Origin of the sequence: Halopenitus sp. H-Gu1 (genome assembly GCF_041821145.1) — an archaeon.
In the GTDB taxonomy this organism is placed as follows: domain Archaea; phylum Halobacteriota; class Halobacteria; order Halobacteriales; family Haloferacaceae; genus Halopenitus.
Genome location: NZ_JBGUBC010000004.1, coordinates 137,316 through 153,404, shown reverse-complemented (window position 1 = coordinate 153,404; position 16,089 = coordinate 137,316). Strand labels below are relative to the sequence as shown.

The window sequence follows — 16,089 nt, the reverse complement described above, 5'->3', positions numbered from 1 at the left end:
GAGCCGTAGCGTGGCTCACTCGCGGCGTTCGGAGCGGATCGGAACCTCGAGGGTCACGACGGTTCCGATCGGGTCCCGTGAGGCGAATCTGACGCTGCCGCCGATCATCTCCATGCCCCACTTGATGATCCACAGTCCCATGCCGCTGCCGTGGCGTAAGGAGGTCTCAGTCCCTCGATCGAGGACGTCCAGTTCGTATTCGTCGATTCCGGGGCCGTCGTCGGTGATCTCGACGATCGCATGTCGATCGACCCGTCTGGCGTCGACCCACACGTTGGGATCCTCCCCCTCGTGATGTTCGGCCGCGTTCTCTATCGCGTTCGTGAACACGGGCGCGAGCATCCCGGCAACGGTGGTGTCCTCGTCCGGCCGGTCGAACGTGATCGCCACCTCCGGATGAGCCTCGCGAACGTCGGCGATCGTTCGTTCAAGCAGAGTAGTTAGCGAGAGGGAGTCACGCTCACCGCTTTTCGTCTCGAAGAGTTCGATGGCCTCCCGTCCCTTCCGGGCGATCTCCTCGATGCGGAGCGCGCGCTGTTTGACCATCTCCGCCCCCTCACCGTCCTCAAACTGGTCGGCGTAGCCGTAGATGAGGTTCGTCTCCGTCCGGATGTTGTGACGCAACAGCCGGTTTAACACCTCGAGTCGCTGTTGTTGACGCAGGTGTTTGGCGACATCGTGGAAGGTAATGACGCGGCCGATAGTCCGGTCGCGTACGTCACGGACGCCAGTTACTGCGACATCGTAGGGGTGTCCGCCCCCGTCATCGCCGACGGTCAGATGCTCATCCAACATCCCGTCCTCCGGGAGCCGGTCGTATCCGGGGATCACTTCCGAAGCGGGCTCTCCGAGAACCTCCGCCGGGTCCACCCCGAGCATGCGGATACAGCCCTCGTTCAGATCGACGACGTAGTCGTTGCGGTCGACCACGACCGCTCCCTCCTGCATCCTGTCGAAGAGGATCTCGCGTGCCCGCCTGTTCGGCGCCGGGCTCGTTCCGAGCAACCGGAACCGCGTGATCGCGTTCAGATACAAGAATCCCGAAACCGAGAAGGCCACCGGAGTCGGGTCCAGTCCGGACGTGGGAAGCATTCCGGCCAGAAAGAGCCCGTTCGTCAGCCACGGAACGACGAGGGCGACGAGGAGCGCGGCACTTTGTCCCCGGAAGGCACCCGCGTCGCTTGCGAGCAACCTGATGAGCGGCACCCCCCCGACCATCCCGAGAAGGTAGGTGTAGCCAGCGATCACCCAGTACCACGTGCCCCCCTGTTCGAACCGCATCACGCCGTTCGGCCCGACGCCGAGCGCTCGAATGTACATGAGGTCGTGATAGTTGATCGTCATCGCCAGAAGGACGGTCCCCGCCGGGATCAGACACAAACTGATGACGTACCGGGACCGAAGATATCGGTCCCGGCCGGTGTATTCAAAGGCGAAAAGCACCCACGCGACGGGGATGGTGACGACGCCTATCCACCCGAGCTGCATCCAGAGCGTCTTCTCATCTACCGTGGCCGCCTGCAGTTTAAAGAGGATACAGATGGACCACCAGCTCTGTCCGACGAGCATCGCGACGAGCGGGGTCGCTCCCGGTTCGGGGCGCTGTCGCCAGGCAAGTATCGCAGCCGCCGAACCGATCACGATCGAGGCGAACAGCGCCGGAACGATGCCGACCGGATCGAGTAGTACGGAGACGATGGGGTTCAGCGTGGACACCGATACCGTATACGTATCACCGGCGCCATATCAAACGTCCGCACCGTTCTATGGATCGGAGATATGTCAGCACCCAGATGCAACGAGCGAACCTCGATCGACGATCCGAATGCCGTGATGATCCCTGTTTGAGGGATTTCCGAACGAATATACCCAGAAAAATTTCGGACGAGAGCCTCAGATCCCGGCGGCCGAGAGTCCGAGGATGATGGCAAACACGACGAGGTGTTTTGCCTCGCCCGCGATCGAGAGGCGGCGATGTCGCCGCGTTCGACCCACGAACGCTGCGACGACGAGGGCGTATCCGAGCCCGACGAGCACCGCGATCGTGAGCGTGAGCGTGAGCAGCCCCTCGAGGTACGCCGCGAGAAGGAAGACGATCAGGAGACCGTCGAGAGCGTAGAGGATTCGGCGCGTTCGATCGACGCCAAAGACCACGGGCAGCGTCGAGACGCCGATGGCCGCATCGCCTTTCCTGTCGGCGACGTTCGGGATCTCCGTGTTAACGAACGTATCGAGGAGGAAGTAGGCGAACACGACGAGGGCGGTCGGCGTGACCCCCGCGCCGGCGAACGCCATCGGAAGCAGGACCACCGCGATCGCCCACGCGAGTGCGACGATCGTGGAGTTGACCACGAGGACGTCCTTGAGCCGCTTGAAGTAGGAGCCGATCGAGGGCAGCCAGTCGGTCGCATAGAGGATCCAGAAGACGCCGGGCAGGAGGGTGATCGCCAGCGCGGCGGGACCGCCGAGAACCGAGATGGCGATCGCCAGCCCGTACGCCGTCGCCGAGAGGATCGAGAGTGCGCTCTCGTAACGCCTGACGAACGCGCTCTGTCCCGGACTTGAGATCGCGTCGCTTTCCGCGTCCGTGATCCGGTCGCCGCCGTAAACCGCAAAGGCGACGAGTCCGACCACGATCGGCGCGGGATTGGGCGGTAGCGACAGCGCCACCATCACCGTCACGACCTCGATCATCGCGATGACCACGAGATACGCTGAACTGTACACCAACGCGTCCTTGATTCGTTCGCCGTGGGTCCAGATCGACCCGGCGAATCCGCTGTACCACGAAATGTCGTCGTCCGCACGTGCGGACAGGGGTTTCGTTTCACTCGACATGGTGTCGACGGACGGACGTCGAACGATCCGACGTCTCGACCGTCGTCGGGAAACACGACCCCGATCACCGTCAAACACCCCCCACCAGCCCCGATCGCTCCTCCGTCCACGACCCTCGGATCCCAAGAGGACCCTCCGATCCCGAGAGGGCCCTCGGAGAGCATCACAATGCTCCGATCCCGAGAGGACCCTCAGATCCCGTGACGATCCACACGACCCACAGCGTTTTACTCAGTCACCCTCCGAGTACGGGTATGGCCACCGGTATCGTCGAGGAATTCCTCGAGTTGAAATCGGAGACCGACGCCGACCTCCTTGCGATGCAGTGCGGCGACTTCTATGAGTTCTTTGCCGAGGATGCCGAGATCGTCGGCGAGGAACTCGATCTTACGGTCTCACAGAAGTCCTCACACGGCTCGTCGTATCCGATGGCAGGCGTCCCGATCGACGATCTGACGCCGTACCTGAAGGCGCTCGTCGAGCGCGGTCGCCGTGTCGCCGTCGCCGACCAATACGAGACCGACGACGGTCACGCCCGCGAAATAACCCGTGTCGTCACCCCGGGAACCCTTCTCGAGACGACGGACGCCGAGGCGCAGTATCTGGCCGCGATCGTCCGCAACGAGGGCGCGACCGAGGCCTCGTACGGGCTCGCGTTCGTGGACGTGACGACCGGACGGTTCCTCCTTACGACCGCCGAGGACGCGGCGGCGGCACGCGCGGAACTCTACCGATTCGACCCCGTCGAGGTGCTTCCCGGTCCGACGGTCCGGACCGACGACTCCCTCCTGGACGGGCTTCGTGAGAACCTCGATGCCGCCGTCTCCCTCCCGGAGACCATCGCCTTCGAGCCCGGGCGGGCGAGACGCGCGGTCAGCGAGCAGTTCGGCACGGAGACGCTCGACAGCGTGGGGCTTGAGGCCGATACGGCGATCCGAGCCGGCGGCGCCGCTCTCGCGTACGTCGAGGAGACGGGCGCAGGCGTGCTCGCCTCGATTACGCGGCTCACAATCTACGGCTCCGCGGACCGTGTCGATCTGGACGCGACCACTCAGCGCAACCTCGAGTTGACCGAGACGATCCGGGGTGGAGAAAAGGGGTCACTACTGTCGACGATCGATCACACCGTCACCAACGCCGGCTCGCGGCTGCTCCGCGAATGGCTCACGCGTCCACGCCGCGATCGGGAGGAACTCGAGCGACGTCACGACGCCGTCGAATCGCTCGCGTCCGCCCCGATCGAGCGGGATCACCTCCGGGATATCCTCGGGAGCGCGTACGACTTAGAGCGGCTGGCCGCTCGCGCCACGAGCGGGAGCGCCGGCGCTCGCCAGCTCCTTTCGGTGCGTGATACCCTCGGACTGCTCTCGCGGCTGACCGAAGCGGTCGAGGGAACGCCGCTTTCGGAGTCTCCGGTCGGTGCCGTCGTCGCTCGTCCCGATCGCGAAGCCGCCGCGACGCTTCGAGCGGAACTCGACGAGGCGCTCGCCGAGGATCCGCCGAATTCGGTCTCAAGCGGCGGGATCATCGCGCGAGGTCACGACGCCGAACTCGACGAGCTGATCGACCGTCACGAGGCGGCAAAACGGTGGATCGACACGCTCGCAGAGCGGGAAAAACGCGAATACGGACTCTCACACGTAAGCGTCGACCGCAACAAGACGGACGGCTACTACATCCAGATCGGCAAGTCGGTCGCCGACGAGGTACCCGAACACTACCGGGAGATCAAGACGCTGAAGAACTCAAAACGGTTCGTCACCGACGAGCTCGTCGAGCGCGAACGCGAGATCCTCCGCCTCGAGGAGGCGCGCGCGGATCTCGAACGGGAGCTGTTCGGCGAACTCCGGGACCGCGTCGCTGAGGAGGCGGCGGTACTCCAGGACGTCGGCCGCGCGATTGCCGAACTCGACGCCCTGGGCTCGCTGGCCGAACACGCCGCCGGAAACGACTGGACGCGCCCCCGACTCGCCGACCCCGGCGAACTCACGATCGAAGCTGGACGCCACCCGGTCGTCGAGCGGACCACCGAGTTCGTTCCCAACGATCTCCGACTCGATGCGGACCGCGGATTTCTACTCGTCACCGGACCGAACATGAGCGGAAAGTCGACGTACATGCGTCAGGCCGCACTCATCACGCTTCTCGCGCAGATCGGCAGCTTCGTGCCGGCCCGATCGGCTCGGATCGGTCTCGTCGATGGGATCTACACGCGTGTCGGCGCGCTCGACGAGCTCGCCCAGGGCCGTTCGACGTTCATGGTCGAGATGCAGGAGCTTTCGAAGATCCTCCATTCGGCAAGCGAGGAGTCGCTCGTGATCCTCGACGAGGTCGGACGGGGAACCGCCACCTACGACGGGATCTCGATCGCGTGGGCGGCCACCGAATACCTCCACAATGAGGTTCGCGCGCGAACGCTTTTCGCCACTCACTACCACGAACTCACGACGCTCGCCGAGCACCTTCCGCGCGTCGAGAACGTCCACGTCGCGGTCGACGACGGCGAGGGTGACGACGATCGCGGAGTGACCTTCCTGCGAACCGTTCGGGATGGTCCTACCGACCGTTCCTACGGAGTCCACGTCGCCGATCTCGCCGGCGTTCCCGAACCGGTCGTCGAGCGCGCGGGAACCGTTCTCGACCGGCTCCGTGATGAGAAAGCGATCGAGGCTCGCGGGGGCGAATCTACCGGTCAGCGCGGGAACGGAACCACCCAAGCCATCTTCGACCTCTCGTCCGGATCGTTCAAGCGGAACGCCGGGACGGCGTCCGAATCCGCCTCGAACGGAGCGCCGATGGCGAATGGATCGACCGGCCCGCCGTCGACCGCAAGCGGCGGGGATGGATCCGGCAGCGAGGCCATCGCCGACGGCGATCCGGATCGGGAACCTGAAACGGAAACGCCGGTCGACCCCGAAACCGAGGCCGTTCTCGAGGAGTTGACCGACGTCGACGTCGAGGGGACCCCGCCGATCGAGCTGTCGGGACGGATCAAGGAGTGGCAACGGCGGCTCATGGACGGGGACTGAGCGAGGAGACCGGGGAAGCCAGGAAGCCGGCGAGATCGGGAAAGTCAGGAAGCGAGGAGAGGGGGGGACCGACCGACTCCCATCGAGACGCGACCTCAAAGCACTGCCGACAGCGCCTCCGCGATCGCCGCCCGGTACTCGTCGTCGTCGTAGCCGAGTCGGGCACGCCAGACGTCCTGATAGGCGGGATGTAACAGTGGAATTATCGTCGTGTCGATCCGCCCGCCAATCGACTCGAACCCGACTTCCGCCACCTCGATCCCCATCTCCGTCGCCTCAAGGACCGACTCCAGAAACCCGTCGAGATCGCGATCACCGAGCGCGAAGACGGAGGCGGTGGCGTGTCTGCCGGTGGGACAGATCACGGTCGGGTCGATCCGGTCGATTTCCGTTTGGAGATGGGCGCGGCAGGTCGCACGCTCCTCCCGGGTCGGTTCGCGATTCGTGATCGTCTCGGCGTCACGATCGCGGGGGAAACATTTCACCGCGTTCGTGTAGTAGCACCGGTCACCGTAGCCCAGATCCGCGAACAGCCGTCGGATCCGGCGGCCGGAGTGTCGTGAGGTGTAGGCCTTGCCGGTCCAGTTGCCGCCGCGCCAACGGTCCGCCTCGGGATCGCCGGCCGCGGGCGCCTCACCGACCACCATCACGTCGGCGTCGAGCGGGCCGGTCCCCCAGCTAATGTGCGTCCGGTCCTCCGAAAGCGCTCCACAGCGCGAACAGTCCGGCTCGACGACGTGCCGTCGGTCCGGGAATCGCGGACCCTCGCTCATGTGGCTCGGAAAGAACTCACGGTCGACGCCATCCGTCCATCCTGGAACGGATCGATCACTCGGTCAGCGGCATCACGATCCCGAAGACGACCACGGATAGCAACGCGACGATCGGTCCGAGGAACTCCATGGTGAGAAGCGCGGTATCGAGCGTCGGCGAGAGGCTCCCGCTTGCGCCCACCGTCACTTCGGCGATGGCCCCGAGCGCGAAAAGCGCCGCACCAACCGCCACGCCGCCTTTCGTCAACGATCCGTAGTCCATCTCACCGTATCGACCGGCCATATCGACCATGACGAACGGTCGCGTGTATACGTTTTGGTTCCGCCGCCGAGAGCGGCTTCTCAAAAGGTTCAGATAGTTCCGATTCTGATACCGAGATATGTCCAAGATCCCGTTCGGCGAAATCATCGAGATCATCGAGGTCCTCGCGTTGACGCTTGGAACCGGACTGCTCTCGTCAGTCGGAGTCTACCTCGAGAACCTCGGGGTCACGGCGATCTCGGGCGGAAACGTGAAGATCGGCGCCTGGTTTCTGGGAATGGGTCTGATCGCGTTGTACGCGGGAATCTACCTCCTCGGCTACGAGACGCTCGTTCTCCGAGTGTTCGGAAGGGCCGATCCGGACGGCGACGTGGCGTGAGACGGGAGCAGTCAGGCAGTCACGACGCAGCGTCGAATCCAGCGAGGATTCACGACGTAGCGTGAGAACGAATCCGTCCGGGATTCATGAGGCGGCGACAGCGGAGAACCCGATCATCGATTCGCGATCGCTGATGCCGCAGAGACCTCGCTGCAGGCGCGCTCGATGGTGTCGGTTCCGATGATCCGCTCGACGCCGGCCGATCGGAGCTTGCTCACGGCATTGCTCGCGAGGACTGGGTGGATGCAGGCCGCGAAGACACGGTCGACGCCACGCTCTTCGAGAACCGTGATCGACTTGCTCATCGTCGATCCGGTCGCGATGATGTCATCGACGACGACCACGTCGCGGTCGGCCACGGGCGCGTCCGAGGGGGTGATTTCGACGCTTCCGCTCTCGGGGTCACGATGTTTCTCGAAGTAGTCGGTCGATCCACTTCCGTAAGCGTCCCGGACCGTCTCCGCGATGTCGATCGCGCTTTCGTCCGGCGAGAGGAAAAGCGGGTCCGACAGTTCGGGAAGCGGGTCGGCCAGCGTGCCGGCCGCGTCGACCACGGTGACGGGGAGATCGAAGAACTCGCGGACCGCTTCCTCGTGAGGGTTGACGAGGACGACCCGGTCGGTCCCCGTCGAGACCGCACGGGCCATCGCACGAGCGGAAACCGGCTGTCCCGGCTTGAACGCCTTGTCCTGTCGGGCGTAGCCGAGGTACGGGATCACCGTCGTCACCTCGTCCGCACCGACTTCCCGGACCGCATCCTGTAGCTGGAGGAGTTCGATCCAGTCCTCGTTGTTGGCCGTCGAGGCGACGATCGTTGCGACCTCCCCCTCGAAGCCGGGGACGGACGCGAGAAGTTCACCGTCCGAAAAGCGCTCGAAGGTCGGCGTCGCGAGCGTCCTTCCCGTCTCGTCTGCAAACGTGGCGGCGAGCGTCTGCGAGCCGGAACTCGGTACGATCATACGCGTCGTTTCTCGAAGCAGGTTAAACCCGTTTTCGTTCGGACTGGCTTTCGCACGCTGTGAGCCGGGATCGCGACCGTCCCCGACCGCTCACGGTCGCGATCGGTCACCGGACGTCGAATCGACCGGCCGAACTGCGATCCCGGAGACGTCGCGAACCCCGACGATCTGGTGACGCCAGCCGTCGCCCGCATCGACACACAACGCACCACCGTCCGTCACGGCGATCGCGAGTCCCGGACCGTACCCGAGCGCGGTCACCGCACCGTCGACGGGCAGATCGCTTTGGTCCCACGATTCCTCGCCCCACTCGTGGCCGCGATGAACCCGAAGGTTCTGGGGTCCCGCCGCGAGCGCGTGGCCCTCACCGTCCGCCGCGACGACGTCGATCGGGCCGTCGATGGCGTCCCGCCAGCCGTTGGCGAGCCAGTAGAGTCCCTCGGCGGTCCCCGCCAGGGGAACGCCCGCGCCGGCGACGTCGCGGACGTCCGAAAGGCCGACGTGTTCGAGCCGACGCCCCGTGCCGCCGTTTTTCGCTCCGGATTCGATCGCTTCCGATCCCAGTCCCGCCGTGCGATAGACCCCGTCCCCAGCTGCGATCATGCCCGCGTCGACTGCCCGCGGGTCCGTCACCGTTCCGACGCTGGCGAGCGTGACGTCCAGCGACGGCGCACCCGCCTCTCCGTCTCCCGAGTCGGCCCCGACGAGGACGATCTCTCCGTCGTCGGCCGCCGCGAGGAAGGCCCCTCCGTCTCGGCCCATCCGAGTTCCCGACTCCTCCCGGGGTGCCGCACCATCGCGGGCGCGTCTCGTGAGTCCAACCGCGGTCGAAGCCCCGATTCCGGCCGATTCGAAGGTCGGATCGTCTCCTTCGATTGTGGCGACGAGCAGGTCCTCGCCGGTCGCGACCCCGAGGAGATCGGGCGCGTTCGACCGCGGGAGGACCGAGACGTCGCGAGCCGAAACGTCGGCGACCATCGAAAAGTGACCGACCTTGTCTCCCGAGACGGCCACCCGGACCAGCCCATCCGCACTCGCGACGTAGACGTCGGTTCGGCCGGCCGAGCCGGCATACACCCGTTTTTCCTCGATCGAGATGTCGTCCCCGTCAGGCATCGATCGGGACTGGGGCCCGCGTCGACAAAAAGGGTCGCGGGTCGGGTTGTCGGATCGTCATGGGCGGAGCGGGGGGTCCGATCCAACCGGTATATGGGCCGCTAAGCCGGATTCCGTTTGGCGACCTCGACGACCACGTCCGCGGAGTCGACTCCGATCCGGGCGAACTGCGTTCGAACGTGCTCTTTTGCAGCCACGACCGCCTGCGTTCGGGTGTCGAATCCCCGCGGCATCGGTTCCTCGAAGGCGATCCGGATCTCCTCGCCGTCGACGGTCAACGCCGATCCGCCGCTTTCCACCTGGTAGAACGAGTCACAGATCCAGACGTAGGCCGCGGCTTCCTCGGGCGCGCCCTCGTATGTCGGCGGCTCCTCACCTCGTTCGAAGACGGTTCCCGTCAGTTCCGTCCCGCCGCCGCGTCCAGTTACGAGGAGCATGCCCGAACATTGGGCCAGGGACGTATATCGGTTGTTGACGCCGGGGTTCCGCTCGGACGGTCGGGGGAAAGGGATTTGCCCCTGCCCCGGCGTGTGAGAGGTATGACCCTTGAGGACTTCACCGAGTTCTCCGCCGACGAGGACGAATCGGCGGCGTCGAGGCAATCGACGGACCCGAAGAAATCAGACGGGGACGTCGACGAGTCTCCCGATCCAAACGCATCGGGAGCGAGCGACGGGCCCGAAATGGACGACGGATCCGAAGCGGGCGACGGAGCGGGGGCGATCGACGCATCGGAGTCGACTGATGGAGCGGGTGCTTTCGAGCGCTACGCCGCGGAGGCGACCGGCGAGGACGCCGGGCTCGGCGTGATTTCCGTCTCCCAGGGGCTTCGCGTCGCCGAGGAGGCCGATGAGACGACTCTTCGCGCCTTCGTGACCACGGGTAACCGCGAGTCCGTTCGGATCGGCAAATATCTGATCGTGCCCTACCCCGACGGCGAACGGCTTTTCTGTCGGATTACGGGCCTGGAGTATGCCCAAGAGTTCCGGTCGGACGACGCGACGGAGATCCACGCCCGCCGACAGATGCGCCGCGACGAGTTCTCCGAACGCGATTACAAGTTCGTCGCCGAACTGGAGCCGATGTCGATCGTCTACGGCAACGACGGCAACGAAAAGCGTCGGATGACCGATCGCGTCCCGAAACCCGGCGCGGTGATCGAGGAGGCATCGGACGCCTCGGAGATCAAGACCGGACTGAAGATCCCCGAAGAGGGTGTCTTTCTCGGCCACCTCGCGGTGGGCGGCGAAACGGTCGAGACCGCTGCCCGCCCGCCGACGGTCGATTATCGATTGAACGACGACTACGCCGACGGCGACCCGCTCGTCTTCCGGCACGCGCTCGTCGCCGGCGGCACCGGCTCCGGCAAGACCCACGCCTCGAAGAACGTCCTGCGCCAGTACCTCGAGGACGAGCGGCGCTACGAGATGGATGACGGCCGCGAGTCCCGAATGGCCGTGGTTCAGTTCGATCCACAGGACGAGTACGCCCAAATGCACGACGACAACCCGGAGATGAACGAGGCGTTCGAACGACGCCTCGATCGGGAAGAAATCGCACACGGAGGTCACGAGGACACGATCGCACTCGTTCCGACGACGCCAACCGCGACCTACCCCGGGGAGGGCCACCGCGCAGAGCGCGTCGAATTCACGATCCCCTTCTCGCTCGTTCGAGATCGTCCCTGGCTCGTCGCCGGCGCCAGCCTCAATGAGAACCAGTATTCGGGGCTGTCGACGCTGATACGCCGGTTCTTCCGTGATTACGGTGATTCGGGGACCTACGAGCAGTTCGTCTCGTATCTGGAGGATCCCGCACTCAAAGAGGAGCTTCACGAATCGGGGCGCATCCACGAGGCGACCTTCGATGCGGTCAAACGCCGGGTGTACGGCGTTCCGGGGGGCGTCTTCGACGGCGACGCCCGGCCGATCACCGACCTCGATCACACGCTCGTGCGTCCCGGAGGGCTGACGGTGATCCCGACCTATCACCTGCCGACCTCGCGTCAAAAGGAGATGTTCGTGCTTGCCGTCTCCGCGCTGCTTATCGACGATAAACTCTCGAACGATCCGGAAAGCGACCGGATAAAGGAGACGCCGCTTTTGATCGGGATGGACGAAGCGCACAACTTCCTTGCGGACGCGGACAACGTCCAGGCCCGCAAGGTGATACAGAAGTTCACCGAGGCGGCAAAGCAGGGGCGCAAGGAGCGACTCGGGCTCTTCCTCATCACGCAGGACCCACAGGACGTCGCGGAGTCCGTATTCAAACAGATCAACACGAAGATCGTCTTGAACCTCGGCGACGAGGACGCGATCTCAAGCGTCAACATCCCCACGAACCTGGCCGGCAAGGTTCCCTACATGGAGAAAGGACAGATGGTCGTCTACTCGCCGGATAACTCCGAGCCGGTCGAGTTGACGGGACTTCCGCGGTGCCTCACGCGACACGGATCCTAAACCGGATCGGTGAGGTGAGGTGAGGTGAGGTGAGGTGAACCGGACCCCAGCGACCGCGGCTTGGAGCCCCCTTAGGTCTCGTGTGGTGTTTTCGCCGCGAGATCGCCGTCGTCGAAGGCGATCGGCTCCGGCTCCGCGATCACGCGCAGGTCCTCACGATCCCGTGCCACCTCGACGAGCGCGTTCGAAGCGTATAGCCGATCGAGTCGCATCGTGTCCGTCGCCCGGAGCACGCGGGCGTCCTCGGGACCGACGACGCCGAGAGTCGACAGCGAGGCGACCAGTCCGGCCCGGTCGGTTTCGACGACGGGGGGCAACCGAACCCCGCGAACCGTGCTGGCCGTGATGGCGTTGATGAGCGTCGTTCCGCTCGTCAGTTCGGCGGCGACGTCGCGGTGAACGAAGTCGGCCGAGCCCATCCCCATCGCGTTGCCATGGGTCGTCTCCGTCAATCCTCGCGTATAGATCCGCTTTATGTCGGGGACCTCCGGAGCCGGCTCGTTGATCGCGAACGGTCGCCGGCCGATGACGTTCGTGTCCAATCCCTGTCCGCTCACGTCTTTCCCTTGGCGGTCGACGACGAGGACGTCGAGTTCCTCGAACGGGATCGTCGGCATGATCCCGTAGGCGGTCTCCAGAAGCTCCGCTTCACGATCGAGGAATCCCTCGGGCGGGATCCCCTCGATGTGGTCCGTATCGTCGCGTTGGTCCTCAAGGATCGCGACGCCGCCGACGACGGGGAGTTCCTCGAGAAGTCGCTCGGTGATCTCCGGGATCATATTGCGGAAGCTCCAGTCGACCGCCCACTCGTGAGCGGTCTTGGCCCCCGTCTGTTTGCCCATGCCGATGACGAGCATCTTCGAGAGGCCGCTTTCGACGTCGCCGTCGAAGTCGGTGTGCGGCTTCACACGGTTCACGGGAAGGATCGCGTCGGCGGCCACGGCGTTGGCATCGGCGTAAACCGGAACGTCGCGATCGGCCGTTCGGCCGACCTCCTCGACCGCCATCGACGACCGGATCTCACAGCCGACCGTCTCCTCGGTGACGCCGAGTTCCGCGAGCATCTCGCGTTGGCCCTCGGCGGTCGCGCCGCCATGGCTGCCCATGGCCGGAAACACGAACGGCTCGTAGTCCATCGCTCGAAGCTCCTCGATCACGCCGCCGACGATCGCGGCGAGGTTTGCGATCCCTCGGCTACCGACCCCGACCGCGACCTCGCCACCCACCGGGACGTCCGCGAACCGCAGGTCCTGTACCGCCTCGCCCGCACGGTTGGCGATCCGGGCTTCCGGGATCGGATCGGTCTCCCAGATCTGCTCTATGAGTCCGAACTCCGGCAGCTCGGTGGCTCCACAGGCGTCGAGGACCGTGTCCTCCGCGACCGTCAGATCGGATAGCGTCTCCATACCGACTGGACGGCCGTGCGGGTAATAAACGCGATGAGGCCTCGCCGATCGAGCGGCGGGCGACTCCGATCTGCCACCGGTTTTATACACCAGTCGATCGAACGATCGATCATGGCGAAACGGATCCTAGTTCCCGTCGACGGGTCGGAGAAGTCCGAACGGGCGGTTCAGTTTGCCGCAGACGAGTGGCCCGACGCTGAGATCACGCTGTTGCACGTGATCAACCCGGCACGGTCGGTCTCGGGCGCCGAGATGGCCGTCTCGGGACTCGCAGAGAACTGGTACGAGAACGCCGAACGGAACGCCGAGACGCTGCTTTCGGAGACGGCCGATCGTGTCGATCGAGACGTCGATACGCGGATCGAAGTCGGCAGACCGGCCTATACGATCCTGGAGACTGCCAACGACTTCGATCAGATCGTGATCGGTAGCCAGGGTCGGACCGGCATCTCGCGTGTTCTCCTCGGCAGCGTCGCGGAAGGCGTCGTCCGCAGGGCGGAGATTCCGGTCACCGTAGTCCGGTAGTCGGTCCGCTCAGAAGATATTCGCGCGTCGATACACCGAGATCCCCTCGTTCGTGATCTCGAAGGGTTTCGTCTCACGCGAGTGGTTGGCGTTTCGGATCTTCTGGATCTCGATCGCCAGTCGCGTTTCCCGAAAGTCCGAAGGACGCACGTATTGGAGGATGAACACGGCGTCAGTGAGATACTCAACGATTCCGTGACGGGAGGCGTAGGGGTTCGACTCGCTGGCCTCGGAGGTCAACATCGTCGTCACGCCGGCCTCCTTTAGCGATCGCGTGAACTCGAAGATCTCCGATCGACGTTTCGACGGATGGTCATACATCATCTCGAGCAGTGAGACCGAATCGAGTACCAACCGCTCGGCACCGAACTCCCCGATGAGCCGGGCGAGTTCGTTACCGATCGAATCGAGCGAGTTGGCCATCTCGATCGGGTCGATCGAGACCACGGCAAGCAGTCCGTCGGATTCGTACTGGCGAAACGGCCAGCCCTTCTCCTCGGCCGTCGAGAGGATCGCCTCGTGGCTCTCCTCTAAGGTGATATACACCGCTCGTTCGTCCTGAGAGAGAGCCTTAGTGAGAAACTGTAGTGCAAACGTCGTCTTTCCGGTCCCTGCCGATCCGATCGTGGTCATCAGCGACCGTCGCGGAACGCCGCCAAGGATCATCTCGTCGAGCCCCTCGATCCCGACGTCGATACGGTCGAGATCCGAGTCGAACTCCTCCTCGTCGAAGTCGGGTCCGTCGCTGGGAGCGCCGGGTCCGCCTTCCGCCTCGTCGCCGCCGAACGAACCGAACCCGAATTCCGATTCGCCACCACCTCCGGCATCAAATTCGTTCGATTCGGCGAAATCGGGGGCCATGGAGTCCCTCTCATCGCCAGGCTCGAACGCTGCACCCTCCTCCGCGCCGCCGCGCTCGAAGGCGTCGTCGAATCCATCGCCCGTCTCATCCTCCTCGTCGCGACCATCGGTGTCCTCCTCGTCCTCGAAGGAGGTGAACCCGAACGCGTCGGAGTCGTCCGTCTCCTCGTCGGGTTCGTGGTCGGTGACGTCCCGTTCCGTCTCCTCGTCCGATGGGGTCGACTCCGCATCCGATCCGTCGACATCGCGGGAGTCCTCGTCGGTATGCCCGATGTCCTCCACCTCGCCGAAGTCCTCCTCGGCATCCTCCACTTCTCCGGTGTCCTCCTCGGCGTCCTCCCCTTCTCCGGTGTCCTCCTCGGCGTCCTCCTCCGCGTCGTGGTCGTCCGACTCCTCGGAGCGATCGAACTCGCGGCGGGCCTGCTCGAACCAGTCCTCCTCGTCGTCACTCATGGCAGTCCCCGTGACTCGCTCGCCCGCATCCCTCCTCGGGTCGATCGGCGTGTCACATTCAAATACTGTGTCGGCGAGGGCTTGAAACTTTACGTGTGGTTTTTCTCGGCGGCGACACACCACCCGGTATGCAGACCGGCATCGTCGCACAACGGGGAAATCCCCGGGCCGCCTCGCTCGCGGACGAACTCCGACACGCGCTTGGCGACCGGGACGTCGCGGTCCGGATCGACGAGTCGACCGCCGCGGCACTCGATCTGGAGGGTGCTCCGATCGAGACGTTCGACGACTGTGATCTCGTCGTGGCGATCGGCGGCGACGGAACGCTCCTGTTTGCCGCCCGCAACGCCGACGGGACGCCGATCATCGGTGTGAACCTCGGCGAGGTCGGCTTTCTCAACGCCGTGTCCCCCGAGAACGCCGAATCGGCGGTTCTCTCGGCAGTCGAGGGAATCCGAGCAAACGACCTCTCGGTCCGAGAAGCGCCGCGACTCGTGGCGCAGGTCGACGGCTGGGAGTCGAATCCGGCGGCAAACGAGATCGTGATCCAGGGCGAACGGCGTGGACACGGCGGTGGGGTCGACTACGAGGTTCGCGTCGACGGTTCCATATACACCGGGAGCCACGCCGACGGCGTGCTCGTCGCGACTCCGACCGGCTCGACGGCCTACAACCTCTCCGAGGGCGGGCCGATCGTTCATCCCGATCTCGAGATCGCGATCGTAAACGAGATGTGTGCACGCGATGGAATGCCGCCGTTCGCCGTCGATCTCGATACCGAGGTGACCGTCTCAGTGACCGGAGCCGGCCCCGCGATCATCACGAGCGACGGACGCGAACCGCACGAGATCGAGGGACCGGCCGAGATCACGATCTCGCGGTCTGCCACCCCGATGCGGATCGCCGGGCCCCAGTCCGACTTCTTCGAGGCCCTCGGAAAGCTGAGCTAACGATCCGGGAAGTCCCGGCTCCCGGCGAGATATCGGACACGACCGGCAACGTCTTTGTCCCTCGCGATCGATCGAGCGG

14 protein-coding genes are annotated in these 16,089 nt (G+C 64.8%); 5 read left to right on the top strand and 9 right to left on the bottom strand.

All coding sequences use genetic code 11. The features are described 5' to 3' along the window. Positions 1 to 15 precede the first annotated feature (15 nt). Both ACERIT_RS04880 and ACERIT_RS04875 read right to left on the bottom strand, forming a co-directional pair. The gene (locus ACERIT_RS04880; protein ID WP_373673709.1) at positions 16 to 1,716 is read right to left on the bottom strand and encodes a histidine kinase N-terminal 7TM domain-containing protein; all 1,701 of its coding nucleotides are present in this window, start codon (positions 1,714 to 1,716) and stop codon (positions 16 to 18) included. 177 nt (positions 1,717 to 1,893) lie between these two features. Further along, complete coding sequence (locus tag ACERIT_RS04875; protein ID WP_373673707.1) at positions 1,894 to 2,838, bottom strand: UbiA family prenyltransferase; 945 nt, start codon at positions 2,836 to 2,838, stop codon at positions 1,894 to 1,896. 254 nt (positions 2,839 to 3,092) lie between these two features. On the opposite strand from ACERIT_RS04875, the gene mutS reads away from it, so the two are divergent. Then, entirely contained in the window at positions 3,093 to 5,867 is a 2,775-nt protein-coding gene (gene mutS / locus ACERIT_RS04870) for a DNA mismatch repair protein MutS (RefSeq protein WP_373673706.1), read from the top strand. Between the two features lie 95 nt (positions 5,868 to 5,962). Here mutS and ACERIT_RS04865 read toward each other — a convergent pair whose 3' ends face one another. Both ACERIT_RS04865 and ACERIT_RS04860 read right to left on the bottom strand, forming a co-directional pair. Beyond that, complete coding sequence (locus tag ACERIT_RS04865) at positions 5,963 to 6,640, bottom strand: uracil-DNA glycosylase family protein (RefSeq protein ID WP_373673705.1); 678 nt, start codon at positions 6,638 to 6,640, stop codon at positions 5,963 to 5,965. 55 nt (positions 6,641 to 6,695) lie between these two features. Next, positions 6,696 to 6,923, bottom strand: coding sequence for a hypothetical protein (locus ACERIT_RS04860; protein ID WP_373673704.1), 228 nt, complete (start codon positions 6,921 to 6,923; stop codon positions 6,696 to 6,698). Positions 6,924 to 7,020: 97 nt separating this feature from the next. Between ACERIT_RS04860 and ACERIT_RS04855 the strand changes: the two genes are divergently transcribed. After that, a complete protein-coding gene (locus ACERIT_RS04855) occupies positions 7,021 to 7,281 on the top strand; it encodes a hypothetical protein (RefSeq protein WP_373673703.1) in 261 nt (86 codons plus the stop codon). A 113-nt stretch (positions 7,282 to 7,394) separates the two neighbouring features. On the opposite strand, the gene prs is transcribed toward ACERIT_RS04855, so the two are convergent. From prs to ACERIT_RS04840, 3 genes are all read right to left on the bottom strand, one after another. Further along, positions 7,395 to 8,240: a ribose-phosphate diphosphokinase gene (gene prs, locus ACERIT_RS04850; protein ID WP_373673702.1), complete on the bottom strand. Its 846-nt coding sequence runs from the start codon at positions 8,238 to 8,240 to the stop codon at positions 7,395 to 7,397. 90 nt (positions 8,241 to 8,330) lie between these two features. Further along, the gene (locus tag ACERIT_RS04845; protein ID WP_373673701.1) at positions 8,331 to 9,356 is read right to left on the bottom strand and encodes a hypothetical protein; all 1,026 of its coding nucleotides are present in this window, start codon (positions 9,354 to 9,356) and stop codon (positions 8,331 to 8,333) included. Positions 9,357 to 9,457: 101 nt separating this feature from the next. Next, positions 9,458 to 9,793 carry a hypothetical protein gene (locus ACERIT_RS04840; protein ID WP_373673700.1) on the bottom strand — a complete coding sequence of 112 codons (336 nt, stop codon included), beginning with the start codon at positions 9,791 to 9,793 and terminating at the stop codon, positions 9,458 to 9,460. A gap of 102 nt (positions 9,794 to 9,895) precedes the next feature. Between ACERIT_RS04840 and ACERIT_RS04835 the strand changes: the two genes are divergently transcribed. Continuing rightward, on the top strand, positions 9,896 to 11,815 hold the full coding sequence (locus ACERIT_RS04835; protein WP_373673699.1) for an ATP-binding protein: 1,920 nt from the start codon (positions 9,896 to 9,898) through the stop codon (positions 11,813 to 11,815). A gap of 71 nt (positions 11,816 to 11,886) precedes the next feature. Here the strand turns inward: ACERIT_RS04835 and ACERIT_RS04830 are convergent, their stop codons facing one another. Further along, the gene (locus ACERIT_RS04830; protein WP_373673698.1) at positions 11,887 to 13,221 is read right to left on the bottom strand and encodes a DUF362 domain-containing protein; all 1,335 of its coding nucleotides are present in this window, start codon (positions 13,219 to 13,221) and stop codon (positions 11,887 to 11,889) included. Positions 13,222 to 13,332: 111 nt separating this feature from the next. Between ACERIT_RS04830 and ACERIT_RS04825 the strand changes: the two genes are divergently transcribed. Beyond that, on the top strand, positions 13,333 to 13,746 hold the full coding sequence (locus ACERIT_RS04825) for a universal stress protein (protein WP_373673697.1): 414 nt from the start codon (positions 13,333 to 13,335) through the stop codon (positions 13,744 to 13,746). A 9-nt stretch (positions 13,747 to 13,755) separates the two neighbouring features. Here ACERIT_RS04825 and ACERIT_RS04820 read toward each other — a convergent pair whose 3' ends face one another. Next, positions 13,756 to 15,060 (bottom strand): KaiC domain-containing protein, encoded by a 1,305-nt coding sequence (locus ACERIT_RS04820; protein ID WP_373673696.1) that lies wholly within the window; start codon positions 15,058 to 15,060, stop codon positions 13,756 to 13,758. 128 nt (positions 15,061 to 15,188) lie between these two features. On the opposite strand from ACERIT_RS04820, the gene ACERIT_RS04815 reads away from it, so the two are divergent. Beyond that, positions 15,189 to 16,010: an NAD(+)/NADH kinase gene (locus tag ACERIT_RS04815; protein WP_373673695.1), complete on the top strand. Its 822-nt coding sequence runs from the start codon at positions 15,189 to 15,191 to the stop codon at positions 16,008 to 16,010. Positions 16,011 to 16,089: the final 79 nt, after the last annotated feature.

What these genes read in the sequence shown, in the direction of transcription:
- ACERIT_RS04875 (WP_373673707.1), bottom strand. Translation starts at nt 2,838, where the DNA reads ATGTCGAGTGAAACGAAACCCCTGTCCGCACGTGCGGACGACGACATT.
- ACERIT_RS04865 (WP_373673705.1), bottom strand. Translation starts at nt 6,640, where the DNA reads ATGAGCGAGGGTCCGCGATTCCCGGACCGACGGCACGTCGTCGAGCCG.
- ACERIT_RS04815 (WP_373673695.1), top strand. Translation starts at nt 15,189, where the DNA reads ATGCAGACCGGCATCGTCGCACAACGGGGAAATCCCCGGGCCGCCTCG.
- prs (WP_373673702.1), bottom strand. Translation starts at nt 8,240, where the DNA reads ATGATCGTACCGAGTTCCGGCTCGCAGACGCTCGCCGCCACGTTTGCA.
- ACERIT_RS04830 (WP_373673698.1), bottom strand. Translation starts at nt 13,221, where the DNA reads ATGGAGACGCTATCCGATCTGACGGTCGCGGAGGACACGGTCCTCGAC.
- ACERIT_RS04840 (WP_373673700.1), bottom strand. Translation starts at nt 9,793, where the DNA reads ATGCTCCTCGTAACTGGACGCGGCGGCGGGACGGAACTGACGGGAACC.
- ACERIT_RS04860 (WP_373673704.1), bottom strand. Translation starts at nt 6,923, where the DNA reads ATGGCCGGTCGATACGGTGAGATGGACTACGGATCGTTGACGAAAGGC.
- ACERIT_RS04845 (WP_373673701.1), bottom strand. Translation starts at nt 9,356, where the DNA reads ATGCCTGACGGGGACGACATCTCGATCGAGGAAAAACGGGTGTATGCC.
- mutS (WP_373673706.1), top strand. Translation starts at nt 3,093, where the DNA reads ATGGCCACCGGTATCGTCGAGGAATTCCTCGAGTTGAAATCGGAGACC.
- ACERIT_RS04835 (WP_373673699.1), top strand. Translation starts at nt 9,896, where the DNA reads ATGACCCTTGAGGACTTCACCGAGTTCTCCGCCGACGAGGACGAATCG.
- ACERIT_RS04825 (WP_373673697.1), top strand. Translation starts at nt 13,333, where the DNA reads ATGGCGAAACGGATCCTAGTTCCCGTCGACGGGTCGGAGAAGTCCGAA.
- ACERIT_RS04820 (WP_373673696.1), bottom strand. Translation starts at nt 15,060, where the DNA reads ATGAGTGACGACGAGGAGGACTGGTTCGAGCAGGCCCGCCGCGAGTTC.
- ACERIT_RS04855 (WP_373673703.1), top strand. Translation starts at nt 7,021, where the DNA reads ATGTCCAAGATCCCGTTCGGCGAAATCATCGAGATCATCGAGGTCCTC.